The sequence below is a fragment of the Qipengyuania marisflavi genome, from assembly GCF_005884405.1.
In the GTDB taxonomy this organism is placed as follows: domain Bacteria; phylum Pseudomonadota; class Alphaproteobacteria; order Sphingomonadales; family Sphingomonadaceae; genus Qipengyuania; species Qipengyuania marisflavi.
Genome location: NZ_VCAO01000001.1, coordinates 227,199 through 244,021, shown reverse-complemented (window position 1 = coordinate 244,021; position 16,823 = coordinate 227,199). Strand labels below are relative to the sequence as shown.

The following is a 16,823-nucleotide window of genomic DNA, read 5'->3' as shown; positions in this document are numbered from 1 at the left end:
GATGCGCGGTATGGTGAAATTGCTGGCTCCGGTCGCGCTGGCCCTGCTGTCCGCCTGCGCACCGCAAGTCGTCAGCACCCCGACAACGCCCGTGGCGGTGCAGGAGCAGCGCGCGCCGGTCACCATATTGGTTTCGATTGACGGATTTCGCCCGGATTATCTGGCGCGCGGGATTACTCCGGCGCTGTCGGGGCTGGCGGCAGACGGGGTAAGCGCGCGGCTGATCCCGTCTTTTCCAACCAAGACCTTCCCCAATCACTGGACAATAGTGACGGGCCAATACCCTGACCATCACGGCATCGTCGCCAACAGCTTTGTCGATCCCGCGCGGACCGATGAAAAGTTCACTATGGCCAACACCGATCCGTTTTACTGGAACGCCGCCGAACCGATCTGGGTGACTGCCGAGAAGGCAGGCATCCGCAGCGCGGCGATGTTCTGGCCCGGATCTGCGGTTGGCTGGGGCGGGACGCTGGTCCCCTATGGCTATGGCGCGGTGGATGGCGGGACCTATCCGCAGGATTGGCAGGCGTTCAGCCAGCAGGTCACCAATACCCAGCGGGTCAACAGCGTCATCGACTGGCTGCGCCGCCCGGCGGATATCCGCCCGCAATTTGTCACGCTGTATTTCGACACAGTCGACAGCGCCGGGCACGCGTCAGCGCAGGATAGCAGCGAGTTGAACACCGTTATCGCATCCATCGACCGTGATATTGCCACTCTGCGCGATGGGCTGGCGGCGCTGGGACAGCCTGCCAATTTGATCATCCTATCCGATCACGGAATGGCGGAAACCAGCAGCGAACGGACCGTCCAGCTAGGCGATATTGTCGATCCCGATGACTATGTGCTGGTCGAAGCCGGGCCCTATGCCAGTTTCAACCCAGTGCCGGGACGAGAACAGGCTCTCGAAGCCGGTTTGCTTCGCCCGCACGACCATATGCAATGCTGGCGCAAGCAGGATATCCCTGCCCGCCTGCACTATGGCAGCAATCCGCGCATCCCCGCCTATCTTTGCGTGGCGGAAACCGGCTGGCAGATCAGCGACCGACCGTCATCGCGCGAATTTGTTGGCGGCAATCACGGCTATGACAATCTGGCGCCAGAGATGGCGGCGTTGTTCATTGCCAATGGCCCGGCCTTCAAAAGCGGAGCCCAGATCGCGCCGTTTGAAAATATCGCGGTAAACCCGCTGCTGCGCCAGATTATGGGCCTGCCTCAGGACAGCCGGATCGACGGCAAGCTCGCCCCTGTCACAGGTGCACTTGTCCAGCCATAAGTCGGGCACAGATCGGCCCACCATTCGTTAGGCTGACAACTATCCAACGGGGAGAATTGCGCGTGGTCGACAAATCCGAAAAGTTCAATTGGCTGGTGCGGATGGGTTTTGCCGCCCGCGGATTTGTCTACGTTCTGCTTGGCTACATTGCGTTGAGCACTGCCCACAAGGCAAAGGAAGGCGCGTCTTCCTCATTCGACTTTATTCAGGATGTGCCATTCGGCACGCCATTGCTGTGGGTCATGGCACTGGGCCTGCTCGCTTATGCGGGCTTCCGGTTCATGTCAGCCATCAGCGACATCCAGCATCACGGCAGCGACACCAAGGGTATCCTCAAGCGCATCGGCGATGCGGCCAGCGGATTTGCCCATCTGTTCCTGGCCTATGCCTGTTACCAATTCGCCAGCGGCGGCAAGCAAAGCGCCAGCGAAGGCGGCGGCGGCAGTCAGGAAATGGCCGGATCGGTACTGTCCATGGATCTGGGCAGTGTGCTGATCGGCATTCTGGGCATCGGCTTTCTGGTCGGTGCGGTCATGCAGGCCAAGAAGGCCATCACCGCCAGTTTCATGAACCGCATAAGCGGCAATGCCCCCAAGGCGACCGAAATGCTGGGCCGCGTCGGCAGTGCCGCACGCGCGGTGGTGTTCGGCATTATCGGCTGGTCAATGATTTCCGGCGCATGGTTCTCCGATGACGATCAGATCAAGGGTTTGGGCGAGGCGATCGTGTCGCTGCGCGGTTCAGGCCTGATGTACACGCTGGTGGCAGTCGGCCTGCTGATCTTCGGTCTCTTCACCATGCTGACCGCGCGGTATCGGATCATCCCCGATTTCGACAAGCACGGACTGAAGCCGAAATTCCGCTCCTGATCAGTCGAACGCCGCCAGGATCGGGCACGGTCCGTCACAGCCCGAGGCGCAGTCCTCTGCCAGTTTGGACAATGATGCCCGCGCCGATGACAGGCGCGCGATATCGGCATCAAGCTGCCCAATCCGTTCGCGGGCCATTTCGCGGGCGCGGGGCCGGTCATCGGTGCGGTTAAGATCGAGCAGTTCGGCGATTTCGGACAGCTTGAAACCCGCCGCCTGGGCCTGTTTGACAAAGCGAAGCCGTCTGACATCCTCCGACCCGTAATGGCGTGTGCCGCTGACCGCACTGCCGGGATGACCGAGCAGCCCCTTGCGCTGGTAGAAGCGAACCGTTTCGACCCCCACTCCGCCCTTTTGCGCCAGCTCGGATATCCGCAGCGCTTTCATTGTGTGGCTTTCATGCTTGACTCCGTACCGTGGTACGCAGGGTATAGGCTGCGGGATGGCCAGCAACAAGACCGCCCAGCTCTATCGTATGGCGATGGAAAAGCACGTTTGCCCCTATGGCGTGAAGTCGAAATGGCTGCTGGAGCGGCGCGGCTATACGGTTGAGGACAACCTCCTGACCACCCGCGAAGCCACCGATACCTTCAAGGCCGAGCACGACGTCCAGACCACCCCGCAGACCTTTATCGATGGCCGCCGGATCGGCGGTTACACCGACCTGCGCGCACACTTCGGAAACCCGCTGCCCGCAGATGGCGCGACCAGTTACACGCCCGTCATCGCTGTGTTTGCCGTGGCTGCGGGACTGGCGATGGCGGTTAGCTATTTTCAGTTTGCCAACCCCTTCACCATCCGCGCCGCCGAATGGTTTGTCAGTTTCAGCATGGTCATTCTGGCGATGCTGAAATTGCAGGATATCGAGAAGTTTTCCAGCATGTTTGTCGGCTATGACCTGCTCGCGCGCCGGTTTGTGCCCTATTCCTACGCCTATCCGTTTCTGGAGGCTGGCGCGGGCATATTGATGGCCGCCCACGCGCTGAAATGGCTGGCGATCCCGGTGGCTCTGACAATCGGGACGATCGGCGCGGCCAGCGTGTTTTACGCTGTGTACGTACAAAAGCGCGAGATCAAATGCGCCTGCGTCGGCGGGACCAGCAGCGTGCCGCTGGGCTTTGTTTCACTAACTGAAAACCTGTTCATGATCGGCATGGCAATCTGGATGCTGGTCCGCCTCTGATTTTTTGAGAGAGAATTTGTGATGAATATGCGTTTCCTTATCGGCACGGCGGCCTTCGCCCTGCTCGCCCCCATCCCCGCCTTCGCGCAGGATCATCAGCATCATGCGGCTCCGCAACCAGAACCGGAGGAGGCTGAGGCTGAGGCCGAGCCTGCTCCCGAAATGGACCACAGCAAGATGGATCACGCCGCGATGGGTCATGGCGACATGATACAGGGCGAGATGGATCACAGCGCGATGGCCGATATGGGCGGCGAAGGCTCCGGCACCTCGCGCCTGCCAGCGAACGAGGCGATGAACCACGGCGCGATGCTGGGTCTGGGCGGCGATGCCAACCTGATGCTGCACGGCTTCGTCTGGCCTGTTTACACCGACCAGACCGGGCCGCGCGGCGATGACAAATTGTATGTCCAGTCGATGGGCATGGCGACAATGACCGTCCCGTTTGAAGGCGGCCGGTTCATGGCGCGCACCATGATGAGCCTTGAGCCGCTGATGCGCCACGATGGCTATCCCAACCTCTTCGCGACGGGCGAAATTGCCTATGGCGAACCCATCGTCGACCGCCAGCACCCGCACGATCTGTTTATGGAACTGGCCGCGCGGGTCGATATCGACATCGCCGAAGAAACCACCGTGTTCCTATATGGCGGCCCCGTTGGCGAGCCGGCACTTGGCCCCAGCGCGTTCATGCACCGCTCCAGCGCGCGCTATAATCCCGAAGCGCCGATCACCCACCACTGGTTCGATTCCACGCACATCACTTACGGCGTTGCCACTGCGGGCATCGCGGCCAAACGGTTCCAGTTGGAAGCCAGCACATTTCGCGGGCGCGAGCCAGATGAATTCCGCTGGAACATCGAGGCGCCGAAGTTCGATTCCTGGTCGGTCCGCGGCAGCTTTGCGCCAGCCCCGGCGTGGCTGGTGCAGGCCAGCTATAGCGAGATGAAGGAGCCCGAGGCCCAGCATCCCGGCGAGAACGAGCACCGCACCACCGCTTCCATCCATTACAATTCCGGCAACGGCCTGTCCGCTATGGGGGCCTTCAGCGCCAAGAAGGCGGTTGAGGATCACGACGATCACGACCTCGTCGATGCAGACGCGCATGATGGCACGTTGACCGCATGGCTGGGCGAGGTCAGCTGGGATATAGACACCCGGCACACCGTCTTCGGCCGCGTCGAAAATGTCGCCAATGGCGAGCTGTTTCCCGACGAGTTCAGCCCGCTGCACGAAGAAGTGTTCCGCGTGACCAAGTTTCAGGCAGGCTATGCCTATCGACTGCCGCTTGGTCCGGTGACGCTGGCGCTGGGCGGCACGGCCGCCGCCTTTGCCAAGCCCAATGCGCTGGATGCGGTCTATGGTGATAATCCGGTGGGCTACACCGTCTTTGCCCGTTTCAGCCTGGGCGATTGAGCGTGATTTATTTCGAAGACCTCGAAGTCGGCACGCGGCACGCTTTCGGCAATTATGCCGTGACGCGCGAGGAGGTGATGGAGTTTGCGGGCAAATATGATCCGCAGCCTTTCCACCTTGACGATGATGCGGCGGCGGCGACCCATTTCGGGCGGCTGTCCGCCAGCGGCTGGCACAGCTGCGCGATGACGATGGCGATGCTGGTCGAGAATATGCAGACCAACCGTCAGGCCGGGCTCGGCTCGCCCGGTGTGGACCAATTGCGCTGGGTGAAGCCGGTCTATCCCGGCGATACACTGCGCTGCGAGACGGAGATTATTGAAGCCCGCCGCAGCCGGTCGCGGCCCGACATGGGTCTCTACAAAACGCGCATCTGCACCTTCAACCAGCATGACGAACTGGTGCTCGACATGATCAGCAATGCGATGATCGCAGTGCGTGATCCTGCGGTGCCTGTCGAAGACTGATCAGGCGCCGCACTGCGCGGTGCCATCGGCGTGATAAACCACTCGGTCCTTGCCATCGCGCACGGTCAACTCGGCGGCGAAATCGACCGTTTCCATGCCCGACTGGCGGCCATTTTGCTGGTTGATTTCCAGTACGAGCGAATTGTCCTTGCCGTCATATTTGCGCCAGCTGCCCACCGGGTTGTTCGCGCTGCCCTTGTCAGGCGCAAAGGCCACGATCTCGTCACTGCGCTTCATGTACCCCATATCCGCCTGCGCCAGCACGATCGCATCCGTGCCCGCGCCCGCCGCCACAAAATTGCATCCCGCCCCGAACAGGCCGGCCTTCTCAATATCGGCATAGACAATCGCTTCGGGCACAAGGTTCTCCGGCGGAGCCTCCTGGTTGGCCTTCACCTCGGCCACCGCCGCAGCATCGGCAGCGGCCTTCTCACGCGGATCAGGCTCGTCCGCGCAAGCGGCCAGCGACAGGGTCAAAACGGCAAAGGCAAGGCGCATCAATGTCTCCCGGGAAGATCCTCGACGTGTTCCGCACACAGTCTAACCCATGTCGAGCCAAAAGCGCACTGGACATTTGCGCTGCCGTTGCAGAATTTTGCAGGGCAAGACAATGAGGATCACCAAGATTTCGCGGTGTAATTCCCGGCGACAGCTTCGGAAGGGATTATCTCGCTTGTCTGACGCCCGCGATTGGGGTGGTTAGCGGACATTCGACAACAAGGACTCTCGTGATATGTCGTGGGACATGAGTCCTTGGATAACTGGCCTAATCGGTGGCGCTATTGCTGCGGCCCTTTGCTTCTTAGCACTTCGCAACCAGCGAAACACAGAGACCCGCAGCGACGGCTGGAAGACGCTTCGTCCTAGCTTCCTAATTCATGGCCTTTTCATCTTCGGCTTCGCACTCACTTCTCTGTTCGCTTACATCGCTTTCAGGGAAGGGTCATCGTTGCCAGACGCCGACACCCAAAACTTTTATCTTGTCGGCCTACTGACCTCATTCGGAGTCATGACGCTCTATCTGTGGTGGACGACTTACGCGCAAACCATTGCTTGGAAGGGGCGAAAGCTGCGAGTTCGAAACGCATTCGGCAAAGAGCGGCATTGGGATTTCACGGAAATTCGGTCCATCAAAGAAAGTGAATTTCGCGGCGATTGCTGTATCCGTTTCAGCGACGGCTCCGGCGTAATTTTCTCGGCTTATCTTCACGGCTCGAAACAGCTTCTTGCGCGATTGCCTACGTCCAAGCGCTCAAGCTGAATGTCCGCAATGGGGTCGTTTGCGGAACGTTAGCTTCTACACGTCGATAATGAAAAACCGGACCTTTTCATGTCATTCCATACCGCGCGGCTAATGTCGTCCAAACAGCTTCTCGACATCCTCCATCGACAGTTTCACCCAGGTGGGCCGCCCATGATTGCACTGGCCTGAGCGCGGGGTGCGTTCCATTTCGCGGAGCAAGGCGTTCATTTCGTCGACACGCAAGGTGCGGCCGGCGCGGACCGAGCCGTGGCAGGCCATTGTCGCCAGCACCAGATCGAGTTTTTCGCCGAGCAGCAAAGCCTCGCCATTGAGCGCCAGATCATCGTCGATATCGCGCAGCAGCTTTTCCGGATCGGTGCGGCCCAGCGCGTGGGGCAGGCTGCGGACCAGCATGGCAGACGGTCCGAACCGCTCCATCGCCAGGCCCAGCAGCGCGAGCTTGTCAGCGGCTTCCTCAAGACGGTCGCACGCCGGTTCGTCCAGTTCGACCACTTCGGGGATCAGCAGAGCCTGTTCGCGGGCGGCGGCCTCGCCAGCGCCCGCCTCTCGCAAGCGTTCGAGCACGAGCCGTTCGTGCGCCGCGTGCTGATCGACCAGCACCAGCCCGTCCTGAGCCTCGGCCACGATATAGGTGGTGGCGATTTGCCCGCGCGCGATCCCCAGCGGGAAATCTCGGTCTTGCGCAGCCAATGGGGCGGCCTCCTCTGCGCGGCCGTGCGGGGCGGCGAGGACTTCGCCCTCTGCGCCGCGCCATGGGGCACCGGCTTCACCCACCCGCGCCTCCGGGGCCGACCAGTCACGCCCTTCGAAGATGGAGCGTAGCGCGGGGGCGGGCTCGGCCTGCCACTTGCCCATCGCCGCCGCATCAGGGGCCTGCGCGCTGCGCCGGTCGCCGGTGGCCAGCGCTTGCCTCAGGCCGGACACGATAAAACCGCGCACCCCCTGCGCATCGCGGAATCGCACCTCGGTCTTTGCCGGGTGGACATTCACATCGACATCTTCGGCGGGAATTTCGAGGAACAGCGCCAGCACCGCGTGGCGATCACGCGCCAGCATATCGGCATAGGCTCCGCGCACTGCGCCGGTCAGCAGGCGATCCTTTACCGGGCGGCCATTGACGAACAAATATTGGTGATCGGCCACCCCGCGATTGTAAGTCGGCAGGCCCGCCACCCCGGTCAGCCGCATTCCATGCCGCTCGATATCGATGAGGACGCCATTGTCCTTGAGCTCGCGCGCGATGATCTGCGCCACGCGGTTGGCGAGCCCTTCCCCGCCCTGCAACGCGAGAATTTTCCGCTCACCATGATCCAGCGCAATCGCGACATCGGGCCGCGCCATCGCCAGACGGCGCACCACGTCAAGGCAGGCGGCATATTCGCTGCGCGCGGTACGCAGGAATTTGCGGCGCGCGGGCACCTTGGCGAACAATTGTTCAACCCGCACCCGTGTGCCGGGCGGCAATGCGGCGGGGCCTTCTGCCACCAGATCACCGTGATCGACCACGCGGCGCCAGCCCTGCTCCGCCCCATGCGGGCGGCTTTCCAGCGTGAAGCGCGCCACGCTGGCTATCGAAGGCAATGCCTCCCCGCGAAAGCCCAAGGTTGCCACCTGTTCGATAGCCTCGTCGGGAAGTTTCGAGGTGGCGTGCCGTTCCAGCGCCAGCGCCATTTCATCCGGCGTCATGCCGCAGCCATCGTCGGTCACTTCGACCAGATCGAGCCCGCCTTCGACCAGACGCACCTCAATCCGAGTCGCGCCAGCATCGATGGCATTTTCGACCAATTCCTTGAGCGCAGAACTGGGCCGTTCAACCACTTCGCCAGCGGCAATGCGGTTGACCAGAGCTTCGGGAAGGCGGCGGATTTGCGGCATGGAATGACTGCCTAGCGGTGAAGCGCCATGAATTCGAGGCCGGGCGTGTTGCAATCCACTGACAGACACGCGGAAATTTTTGGCGTTTGGTCCGTTGTGTCGCTAAAGGGGCGCCACCTCACTTTCCTTGGGTGGCATGGCGTTCACACTTTCGTCCCGCTCCACCTTCTCGAACAAACGGATTTTCACGCGACCATGGGCTTCTGGAACAACCTCTTCAAATTCGGCACACAGAACATTGCTATCGATCTCGGGACGGCCAACACACTGGTCTATGTCCAGGATCAGGGCATCATTTTGAACGAGCCGAGCGTGGTCGCTATCGAGACGATCAACGGTATCAAACGCGTCAAGGCCGTGGGTGACGATGCGAAAATGATGATGGGCAAAACGCCCGACAGCATCGAAGCCATCCGCCCGCTGCGTGACGGCGTGATCGCGGACATCGAAATTGCCGAGGAAATGATCAAGCATTTCATCCGCAAGGTGCATGGCCGCAAAAGCCTGCTGCGCTATCCCGAGATTACGATCTGCGTCCCTTCGGGCTCAACCTCGGTTGAGCGCCGCGCGATCCGCGATGCGGCATCCAATGCAGGCGCCAGCGCAGTCTATCTGATCCTCGAGCCGATGGCCGCAGCGATTGGCGCGGATATGCCGGTGACAGAACCTGTCGGCAGCATGGTCGTCGATATCGGCGGCGGCACCACCGAAGTCGCCGTGCTCAGCCTGCGCGGTCTGGCTTACACCACTTCGGTCCGCACCGGCGGTGACAAGATGGACGAAGCCATCGTCAGCTATGTCCGCCGTCATCACAATCTGCTGATCGGTGAAGCCACGGCTGAACGGATCAAGAAGGATTATGGCATTGCGCGCACCCCCGAAGACGGCGTGGGCGAATCGATCACGCTGAAAGGCCGCGATCTGGTCAACGGCGTGCCCAAAGAAATCACTATCAACCAGGGCCACATCGCCGAGGCGCTGTCCGAACCCATCGGGGCGATCATCGAAGGCGTGCGGATCGCGCTGGAGAACACTGCACCCGAACTGGCCGCCGACATCGTCGATCAGGGCATCGTGCTCACCGGCGGCGGCGCGCTGATCAAGGGTCTGGACGAATATCTCCGCGATGAAACCGGCCTGCCGGTAACAATCGCTGAAGATCCGCTGTCCTGTGTTGCCATTGGTACGGGCCGCGCGATGGAGGATCCGATCTATCGCGGCGTCCTGATGACGGCGTAAGAGGGGAACTGGCATGGCGCCGACAGGCGGGCGGCGCTCGGGCTATTCGCGCAGGGCGCAATACAACATCTTCACCGGCTATATCGTCGCAGGCGTTGGCGCGCTTATCGGCGCGATATTGCTGGCCTTGTCGTTCTTTCAGCCGACCCTGTTTGGCGGATTGCGCGGCGCGGCGAATGATGGCGTCAGCCCGGCGACAGAAACCGCCGCGACGGTGCGGACCGGCAGCAAAAGCTTTTACGATGCGCTGAACGGGTATTACCGCGCCGGCTCGAAGAACGCCGCGCTGAAACGCGAAATGGAATTGGCCCGCATTAAATTGGCGGAAGCCGATGCGGTGCGTCAGGAAAACGCGAGGTTGAAGGGCCTGCTCGAACTGCAGGAAGACGAGGTTAAGCCCGTCGCCGTTGCGCGGCTGGTCGGGTCGTCTTCCGCCAGCACCCGCCGCTTTGCCTATGTGGGTGCCGGGTCCGATGACGGTGTCACAGTCGGGATGCCAGTCCGCTCCCCCCGCGGCGTGGTCGGGCGCATCCTCGAAACCGGCAGCGACAGCGCGCGCGTGCTGCTGTTGACCGATAGCGAAAGCATCCTGCCGGTTCGCCGCGCGAAGGATGAGGTTGTCGCCTTTGCCGAAGGCCGCGGTGACAGCATGCTGCGCATCAAGCTGATCAATCTTGGCATCAATCCGCTCAAGAAAGGCGATATGTTCGTCACCAGCGGCGCAGGCGGTTATTACCGCCCCGGCATTGCTGTCGCGATTGTTGCAGAGATCACCGATGACGGCGCGTTGGCCCGGATTGTCAGCGATCCCGCTGCCACTGATTACGTAACCGTTGAACCCATCTTCGAAGGCGAGGCTGTGGAGGCCCTGGCCACCCCGATCGAGCGCGAGCTAACCGACTGATGGAGCGGATGAACCCGCGTTCGCGCAGCGATGCTTACGGCAGCCGCATCAACCGCTCGCATTCCACGATCATCGCAACTTTCATTCCCTGGGCCTCGATCCTGATCGGCTCGTTTTTGCCGATCTTCGCGATTGCGACCGCGCTGCCGATGGTGCCGCCGCTGGGCTTTCTGATGTTGATCGGCTGGCGGCTGGTGCGCCCCGGAATGCTACCCGTCTGGGCCGGTCTGCCGCTGGGATTGTTCGACGATCTCTTTAACGGTCAGCCTTTCGGCTATTCGATGGCAACATGGTCACTCGCGATGATCGCGGTCGAAATGATAGAAACGCGATTTCCTTGGCGCAGCTTCTGGCAGGACTGGATGACAGCGGCTATGCTGCTGCTGGTCTATCTCATTGGCGGCTGGCTGCTGTCGGGCGCGCAGCCGACGATCCATTCGCTCATCGCCCTTGGTCCGCAACTGGTGCTTTCGATCCTGATCTTTCCCGTCCTTGCCCGGCTGATTTCCCGGCTCGACCAGCTGCGGCTGCGCCGCTGGAGGGTTGTAGGATGAGGCGGCTCGGCAAACGCAAAGGCGGCGCGGATCTGGTCAGCCAAACAACGCTGACCAATGCGTTTGACCGGCGCACCTTCTTTATCGGCAGCGTGATGGGCGGTCTGGGCACCTTGTTGGCGGTCCGCATGGGCTACATCGCGATTGCCGAGAACGAGAAGTACAAGCTGGAATCCGAAAGCAACCGGGTCAATCTGTCGCTGATCCCGCCGCGGCGCGGGTGGATCCTTGATCGCAACGGCGCCCCCCTCGCCTCCAACCGCGCCGATTTCCGCGTCGATATCATTCCCGACCGGACGCCCGATCCTGACCGCACGATGGCGGTGCTGAACGATATACTCAAGCTGGACGACAACACCGTCGCCGATGTGAAGAAGCGCATCAAGGAAGCAGCCGGTTTCCAGCCTGTCGAGATCAAGAGCGGCATCGATTACGAGCAATATGCTGCCATCAGCGTGCGTCTCCCCGACCTGCCCGGCGTGGTCCCGCAGCGCGGCTTCTCACGCTTCTATCCCACCGGCCCCAGCGTCGGCCATCTGATCGGTTATGTCGGCCCAGCCAATGCCGAGGAATATGAGGAAGAGCGCAACGCGCTGCTGATCACTCCGGGTTACAAAATCGGCAAGGACGGCCTCGAAAAAGTGTTCGAGCAGGAATTGCGCGGCGTTCCGGGTGCACGGCGGGTCGAAGTCACCGCATCGGGCCGCATCCTGCGCGATCTGGAAACGCGTGACGATACGCAGGGCGATCCGGTCCAGCTGACCATTGACGGCCCCTTGCAGGATTACGCCGCGCGCCGGATTGGACTGGAAAGCGGTTCGGTCGTCGTGATGGACTGCCTGACCGGCGATGTGATGTGCATGGCGTCGATGCCGTCTTTCGACCCCAACAGCTTTTCCGCCGGAATTGGCCGCGTCGAATACGGCATGCTCAGCCAGGATGACCGCGTCCCGCTGCGCAACAAGGTGCTTAAGGGGCTGTATCCCCCCGGCTCCACGGTAAAGCCGATGGTCTCGATGGCCTTCCTCAAGGCCGGGCTGGACCCGGACGAGAGCGTGTTCTGCGGCGGCGGCCTGCGGGTTGGCAACCGCGTGTTCCGCTGCTGGAAACGCGGCGGGCATGGCCGGGTCGATATGGCCAAGGGCATTTACCAGTCTTGCGACGTCTATTTCTATCACTTTGCCCAGCGGATTGGCATGGACCCCATCGCCGCGATGGCGCACCGCTGCGGGATGGGTGAGGAATTCGACATTCCCGTCACCAGCCAGTTTTACGGCACGGTGCCGGACCCGGCGTGGAAAATGAAGAAATACGGGCGCGAATGGCAGGCGTTCGACACTGTGAACGCGACGATCGGCCAAGGCTATATGCTCGCCAACCCGCTGCAATTGGCAGTGATGTCTGCCCGGATCGCGACCGGCTATCACATCGAACCCCGCATGGTGAAGAAGAAAGCGGTCGATTTCGGCACTGCCGATTTCTCGCAAGAACACGTCGAATATGTCCGCAAGGCGATGAGCGATGTGGTCAATGGCCCCGGCACCGCAGGCCGGGCGCGATTGCCGATCGACGACATCCTGATGGCGGGTAAGACCGGCACCGCGCAGGTGGTCGGCCTGAACCTGTCCAACGGCAAAACCGGACCGTGGAAATACCGTGACCACGGGCTGTTCATCTTCTTCGCCCCCTTCGACAAGCCGCGTTATGCCGGGGCGGTGGTGATCGAGCACGGCGGCGGTTCGGGTTCGGCCTATCCAATCGCGCGTGATGTGATGACGTTCCTGTTTGACCCGGCAAAGGGCATGGAAGCGCTCAACGCGCTGGAAACCCAGTGGGGCGGCACGGCGCAGCAGCGGCTTGACCGCAAATACCGCGCCTTTGCCGCCGCTGCCGGGGAGTCGGTCAAGGCCGTGCCCGCTCGTGACGAAGACATTTTCGATCAGGTCGAGGCCGAGGCTCGCGTTGCCGTCCGCCGTCAGGAAGCGATCGCCGACGAGGTGGTGACGCCGCGTACTGAGACGTCTGCATCGGGATCAACCCCGCCGCCGGGCGCGGCAGTTGCCCCAGCCCCTGCCCCGACGCCAACACCAACCGGCAGCACTGCAGAATGAGCGGGATCGTCCCCGCCCCGATTGCCCGCCAGCCCTGGCAGATGCTTGCGCCGCTGTGCCTGCTCGTCGGGTTCGGCGGTCTGGTGCTCTATTCAGCAGGCGGCGGCGGGTGGGAACCCTATGCCGGATCGCATTTGATCCGTTTCAGCGTGTTTCTGATCATGGCGTTCGTGATGACGCGCTTTGGCAAGCCGATGGTCAAGTTTCTAGCCTATCCGATCTATATCATCATCGTCCTGTTGCTGATCGCTGTTGAAACAATGGGAGCGATCAACGGTGGCAGCCAGCGCTGGATCAATCTGGGTCCGATTGTGCTGCAACCATCGGAGTTGATGAAGCCTGCCATCGTGCTGGTGCTGGCGCGGTTTTACGATGATCTGCCGGTGGGCATGATCCCCACTTGGCGCGCTTTGATCCCGGCCGGACTGATGATCGGCTTCCCCATGTCGCTGGTGCTGTTGCAGCCGGATCTAGGCACCTCGCTGGCGATTGCCTTTGGCGGCGCCGTGACCATGCTGCTGGCCGGATTGCCGCTGCGGTGGTTTATCGGCGCAGGTGTGGCGGCAATGGCAATAGCTCCACTGGCGTTTTTCTTCGGGCTGCAACCCTATCAGCAGCGGCGCGTGTTCACCTTCCTCGACCCGGAAAGCGATCCGCTTGGAGATGGCTATCACATCACCCAGTCCAAGATCGCGATTGGATCAGGCGGGCTGACTGGCAAGGGGTTTAACGAAGGGTCGCAGAGCCATCTGAACTATTTGCCTGAACCGCACACCGATTTCGTATTTGCGACAATGGCCGAGGAATGGGGCTTTTTCGGCGGCCTGCTGGTGCTGGGAATCTTCGCCATCATCCTGCGCTGGGGTCTGGCCGTGGCGCGGCACAGCAATGATCGCTTCGCCAAATTGCTGGCCGCCGGGATGACCGCGACAATATTCTTCTACGTCGCCATCAATCTTATGATGGTGATGGGCCTAGCGCCTGTCGTGGGCATCCCCCTGCCTTTCATGAGCCACGGCGGATCGTCGATGATGACCAATATGATCTGCATTGGCGCACTGATGATGGTTCACCGCTGGAATCGCAAAGCGCCGCGGTCGGGAATACATCGGTAACACGAATCGCTGCTGCTCCGGAGCGAGCGATTCGCAGCTGATATGAGCGTGGTAAAGCTCAACAATCACACAATTGACAAACTGATTTTAATTTCGTTATATTGTAAGAAAGTTGCGCATAAAAGTTCGTTGATTTCGTTTAGAAATCTCTATCTCTTATGGGTAAGCAATACCTATTCTGCTATTTACGTTCACGTGAACGTCAGTTTACCGACTGCATAAGCAAGACAGAAAGCGAGGAGAGGCGCTATGGAAATGAAGGAACGCAGTTTTGACCAATTCCATTCGCCCCGACAGGCGCGCGACTGATTCTGACGAAGCAAATACGCACGTCACGACTCAGCGCAATGCCAGCGATATCATTATAGAAGAACTGCACCGCGCGGCCTGCGAGGGGCGCACGCTAACCGTATGGGATCTCTCCCTCCCTACCGGTCTGACGATGCCCGAAGTGTTTGCTGCGGTGCGCTCGCTTGAGCTGGATAAGACGCTGAGCGTCGACGACGATCAGTCTGACCCGTTCGGCGCAACGGTGCGGCTCATGGCATCAAGCTCGGCCAGCGACACGGACATCCGCGCGGCTTAGTCATCTACTCCGAAAACTTTCACCTTTTCATCTCCGCCAGCCCCGTTATATGAGCGCCTCCCCCGATTCGAGGGACGCCTTCGGGCGATGCGGTCAAGGCTGCATGTGGACGCATAGCTCAGTTGGTAGAGCAGCTGACTCTTAATCAGCGGGTCCTAGGTTCGAGCCCTAGTGCGTCCACCACTATCCCACCATAATGTGTTGCTGCGGTTTGCAGATCACATTTTGATGTGATATCTCTCCGAAATGACCACAGACATTATCGAACGTGTTCGTTCGCTCGTTAAAGACGGCACCATGACGCGTGCCGGTCTTGCCCGCGCTGCCGGGCTTCATGCCAACACCTTGCGCGACAGCGGCGATGACGGCTGGAACCCCACCGCCGACACGCTGGGGAAACTGCAACGGTTTCTCGAAGCCAATGACGAACGCCCTGTACTGGTCCCTATCGAAGAGATCATCGAGGAAGCCCGCAATGGCCGGATGTTCGTGCTGGTCGATGACGAGGACCGCGAAAACGAAGGTGATCTGGTCATCCCCGCGCAGATGGCGACGCCCGATGCGGTGAACTTCATGGCCACGCATGGCCGCGGCCTGATCTGCCTCACCCTGACGCGCGAACGTACCGAGGCGCTGGGCCTTGAGCTGATGAGCCGCAGCAATGGTACGCGCCATGAAACGGCGTTTACCGTGTCCATCGAGGCCCGCGAGGGTGTCACCACCGGCATTTCTGCAGCGGATCGCGCACGCACTGTGTCGGTCGCAATCGACCCGTCCCGCCATGCGCAGGATATCGTTACCCCCGGCCATGTCTTCCCGCTGATCGCGCGTGATGGCGGGGTGCTGGTGCGTGCTGGCCATACCGAGGCTGCTGTCGATATCTCGCGCCTCGCCGGGCTCAATCCATCGGGCGTGATCTGCGAGATCATGAACGATGATGGCAGCATGGCGCGGCTCGACAATCTGGTCGATTTTGCGCGGCGTCATAAGCTGAAGATCGGCACGATCCGGGATTTGATCGAATACCGGATGCGCAATGATCATCTTGTGGAGCGCGCCAGCGAGAGCCGCTTCACCTCCGACTATGGCGGCGAATGGCACGCGATGACCTATCGCAATGCCGTTGACGGCAGCACCCACGTCGCCTTGCAGAAGGGGCACGTTGAACCCGGCAAACCAACGCTGGTGCGGATGCACCGTATCTCGATCTTCGACGATGTGCTGGGCCGCAGCGGCGAGCGCAAGCGCACACTCCAGCGTGCAATGAAGGTCATTGGCGATGAAGGCAGCGGCCTGATCGTCCTACTGATGCCGAACCGGCCTGAAAGCCTGCAACACGAGGTCGCTGGCACCCGCAGTGATCCCGGTGACGGCGGCGAATTGCGCGAATATGGCGTGGGCGCACAAATCCTTGCCGATCTGGGCGTTCACGAAATGGAATTGCTCACCAACTCACATCACAATGTCGTTGGCCTTGAAGGTTACGGCATCACTGTCACGGGCGAACGCCCCATTCCGGAGTAAGCTGTTTGGCCCATTTCCTTATCGTCGAAGCGCGCTTTTACGACCAGCTCAACGACATGCTAGTCTCCGGCGCGCGCGCTGCGCTGGAGGCTGCGGGACACACTGCCGAAGTGCTGACCGTGCCCGGCGCGCTGGAAGTGCCCGGCGCTATCTCTCTGGCAGTTGAAAGCGGCCGCTATGACGGCTTTGTCGCCATCGGCGTGGTGATTCGCGGCGAGACCTATCATTTTGAAATCGTCGCGGGCGAAAGCGCGCGCGGGATCATGGCGCTGACGATGGACGGCATCGCCATCGGCAACGGCATACTGACGGTCGAGAATGACGAACAGGCGCTGGTCCGTGCCGACCCTGCTCAGAAGAACAAGGGCGGCGAGGCAGCGCAGGCCGCCATCGCGCTGTTTGACCTGCGCGCCAAATTCGGCGGCTGATGCGGCTAT

17 protein-coding genes and 1 tRNA gene are annotated in these 16,823 nt (G+C 61.1%); 15 read left to right on the top strand and 3 right to left on the bottom strand.

Features of this window, described 5'->3' with window-relative positions; translation table 11 throughout:
• Position 1 precedes the first annotated feature (1 nt).
• Both FEV51_RS01240 and FEV51_RS01235 read left to right on the top strand, forming a co-directional pair.
• A complete protein-coding gene (locus FEV51_RS01240) occupies positions 2 to 1,279 on the top strand; it encodes an alkaline phosphatase family protein (RefSeq protein WP_138615414.1) in 1,278 nt (425 codons plus the stop codon).
• 62 nt (positions 1,280 to 1,341) lie between these two features.
• On the top strand, positions 1,342 to 2,148 hold the full coding sequence (locus tag FEV51_RS01235; protein ID WP_138615413.1) for a DUF1206 domain-containing protein: 807 nt from the start codon (positions 1,342 to 1,344) through the stop codon (positions 2,146 to 2,148).
• On the opposite strand, the gene FEV51_RS01230 is transcribed toward FEV51_RS01235, so the two are convergent.
• Positions 2,149 to 2,535, bottom strand: coding sequence for a MerR family transcriptional regulator (locus FEV51_RS01230; protein ID WP_138615412.1), 387 nt, complete (start codon positions 2,533 to 2,535; stop codon positions 2,149 to 2,151).
• Between the two features lie 55 nt (positions 2,536 to 2,590).
• Here FEV51_RS01230 and FEV51_RS01225 point away from each other — a divergent pair, with 55 nt between their 5' ends.
• The 3 genes from FEV51_RS01225 to FEV51_RS01215 are packed head-to-tail and all read left to right on the top strand — an operon-like array spanning position 2,591 to position 5,214.
• Complete coding sequence (locus FEV51_RS01225) at positions 2,591 to 3,331, top strand: MauE/DoxX family redox-associated membrane protein (RefSeq protein WP_138615411.1); 741 nt, start codon at positions 2,591 to 2,593, stop codon at positions 3,329 to 3,331.
• 21 nt (positions 3,332 to 3,352) lie between these two features.
• Positions 3,353 to 4,747: a hypothetical protein gene (locus FEV51_RS01220; RefSeq protein WP_246034443.1), complete on the top strand. Its 1,395-nt coding sequence runs from the start codon at positions 3,353 to 3,355 to the stop codon at positions 4,745 to 4,747.
• A gap of 2 nt (positions 4,748 to 4,749) precedes the next feature.
• Complete coding sequence (locus FEV51_RS01215; protein WP_138615410.1) at positions 4,750 to 5,214, top strand: MaoC family dehydratase; 465 nt, start codon at positions 4,750 to 4,752, stop codon at positions 5,212 to 5,214.
• Here the strand turns inward: FEV51_RS01215 and FEV51_RS01210 are convergent, their stop codons facing one another.
• Entirely contained in the window at positions 5,215 to 5,712 is a 498-nt protein-coding gene (locus FEV51_RS01210; protein ID WP_138615409.1) for a hypothetical protein, read from the bottom strand.
• 235 nt (positions 5,713 to 5,947) lie between these two features.
• Between FEV51_RS01210 and FEV51_RS01205 the strand changes: the two genes are divergently transcribed.
• Positions 5,948 to 6,475: a hypothetical protein gene (locus FEV51_RS01205; RefSeq protein ID WP_138615408.1), complete on the top strand. Its 528-nt coding sequence runs from the start codon at positions 5,948 to 5,950 to the stop codon at positions 6,473 to 6,475.
• 90 nt (positions 6,476 to 6,565) lie between these two features.
• Here FEV51_RS01205 and mutL read toward each other — a convergent pair whose 3' ends face one another.
• Positions 6,566 to 8,353 (bottom strand): DNA mismatch repair endonuclease MutL, encoded by a 1,788-nt coding sequence (gene mutL, locus FEV51_RS01200; protein WP_138615407.1) that lies wholly within the window; start codon positions 8,351 to 8,353, stop codon positions 6,566 to 6,568.
• Between the two features lie 195 nt (positions 8,354 to 8,548).
• Between mutL and FEV51_RS01195 the strand changes: the two genes are divergently transcribed.
• The 9 genes from FEV51_RS01195 (at position 8,549) to ribH (ending at position 16,814) form a co-directional block, all read left to right on the top strand.
• The gene (locus FEV51_RS01195) at positions 8,549 to 9,592 is read left to right on the top strand and encodes a rod shape-determining protein (protein WP_138615406.1); all 1,044 of its coding nucleotides are present in this window, start codon (positions 8,549 to 8,551) and stop codon (positions 9,590 to 9,592) included.
• Positions 9,593 to 9,605: 13 nt separating this feature from the next.
• A complete protein-coding gene (gene mreC / locus FEV51_RS01190) occupies positions 9,606 to 10,496 on the top strand; it encodes a rod shape-determining protein MreC (RefSeq protein ID WP_138615405.1) in 891 nt (296 codons plus the stop codon).
• On the top strand, positions 10,496 to 11,050 hold the full coding sequence (gene mreD, locus FEV51_RS01185; protein WP_138615404.1) for a rod shape-determining protein MreD: 555 nt from the start codon (positions 10,496 to 10,498) through the stop codon (positions 11,048 to 11,050). The genes mreC and mreD overlap by 1 nt, the downstream gene beginning before the upstream one ends.
• On the top strand, positions 11,047 to 13,161 hold the full coding sequence (mrdA, locus tag FEV51_RS01180; RefSeq protein ID WP_138615403.1) for a penicillin-binding protein 2: 2,115 nt from the start codon (positions 11,047 to 11,049) through the stop codon (positions 13,159 to 13,161). The genes mreD and mrdA overlap by 4 nt, the downstream gene beginning before the upstream one ends.
• Entirely contained in the window at positions 13,158 to 14,276 is a 1,119-nt protein-coding gene (gene rodA / locus FEV51_RS01175; RefSeq protein ID WP_138615402.1) for a rod shape-determining protein RodA, read from the top strand. Before mrdA ends, rodA begins: the two co-directional genes overlap by 4 nt.
• A gap of 271 nt (positions 14,277 to 14,547) precedes the next feature.
• Entirely contained in the window at positions 14,548 to 14,862 is a 315-nt protein-coding gene (locus FEV51_RS01170; protein ID WP_138615401.1) for a hypothetical protein, read from the top strand.
• A gap of 107 nt (positions 14,863 to 14,969) precedes the next feature.
• Positions 14,970 to 15,045 (top strand) — tRNA-Lys (locus tag FEV51_RS01165).
• A gap of 63 nt (positions 15,046 to 15,108) precedes the next feature.
• A complete protein-coding gene (gene ribB, locus FEV51_RS01160) occupies positions 15,109 to 16,386 on the top strand; it encodes a 3,4-dihydroxy-2-butanone-4-phosphate synthase (protein WP_138615400.1) in 1,278 nt (425 codons plus the stop codon).
• A gap of 5 nt (positions 16,387 to 16,391) precedes the next feature.
• Positions 16,392 to 16,814: a 6,7-dimethyl-8-ribityllumazine synthase gene (ribH, locus tag FEV51_RS01155; protein ID WP_138615399.1), complete on the top strand. Its 423-nt coding sequence runs from the start codon at positions 16,392 to 16,394 to the stop codon at positions 16,812 to 16,814.
• The last annotated feature ends 9 nt before the right edge of the window (positions 16,815 to 16,823 follow it).

Bases quoted from the DNA above. Each gene is read 5' to 3' on its own strand.
- FEV51_RS01240 (WP_138615414.1), top strand. From the start codon at position 2: ATGCGCGGTATGGTGAAATTGCTGGCTCCGGTCGCGCTGGCCCTGCTG.
- FEV51_RS01230 (WP_138615412.1), bottom strand. From the start codon at position 2,535: ATGAAAGCGCTGCGGATATCCGAGCTGGCGCAAAAGGGCGGAGTGGGG.
- FEV51_RS01225 (WP_138615411.1), top strand. From the start codon at position 2,591: ATGGCCAGCAACAAGACCGCCCAGCTCTATCGTATGGCGATGGAAAAG.
- FEV51_RS01220 (WP_246034443.1), top strand. From the start codon at position 3,353: ATGAATATGCGTTTCCTTATCGGCACGGCGGCCTTCGCCCTGCTCGCC.
- FEV51_RS01210 (WP_138615409.1), bottom strand. From the start codon at position 5,712: ATGCGCCTTGCCTTTGCCGTTTTGACCCTGTCGCTGGCCGCTTGCGCG.
- FEV51_RS01205 (WP_138615408.1), top strand. From the start codon at position 5,948: ATGTCGTGGGACATGAGTCCTTGGATAACTGGCCTAATCGGTGGCGCT.
- mutL (WP_138615407.1), bottom strand. From the start codon at position 8,353: ATGCCGCAAATCCGCCGCCTTCCCGAAGCTCTGGTCAACCGCATTGCC.
- FEV51_RS01195 (WP_138615406.1), top strand. From the start codon at position 8,549: ATGGGCTTCTGGAACAACCTCTTCAAATTCGGCACACAGAACATTGCT.
- mreC (WP_138615405.1), top strand. From the start codon at position 9,606: ATGGCGCCGACAGGCGGGCGGCGCTCGGGCTATTCGCGCAGGGCGCAA.
- mreD (WP_138615404.1), top strand. From the start codon at position 10,496: ATGGAGCGGATGAACCCGCGTTCGCGCAGCGATGCTTACGGCAGCCGC.
- mrdA (WP_138615403.1), top strand. From the start codon at position 11,047: ATGAGGCGGCTCGGCAAACGCAAAGGCGGCGCGGATCTGGTCAGCCAA.
- rodA (WP_138615402.1), top strand. From the start codon at position 13,158: ATGAGCGGGATCGTCCCCGCCCCGATTGCCCGCCAGCCCTGGCAGATG.
- ribB (WP_138615400.1), top strand. From the start codon at position 15,109: ATGACCACAGACATTATCGAACGTGTTCGTTCGCTCGTTAAAGACGGC.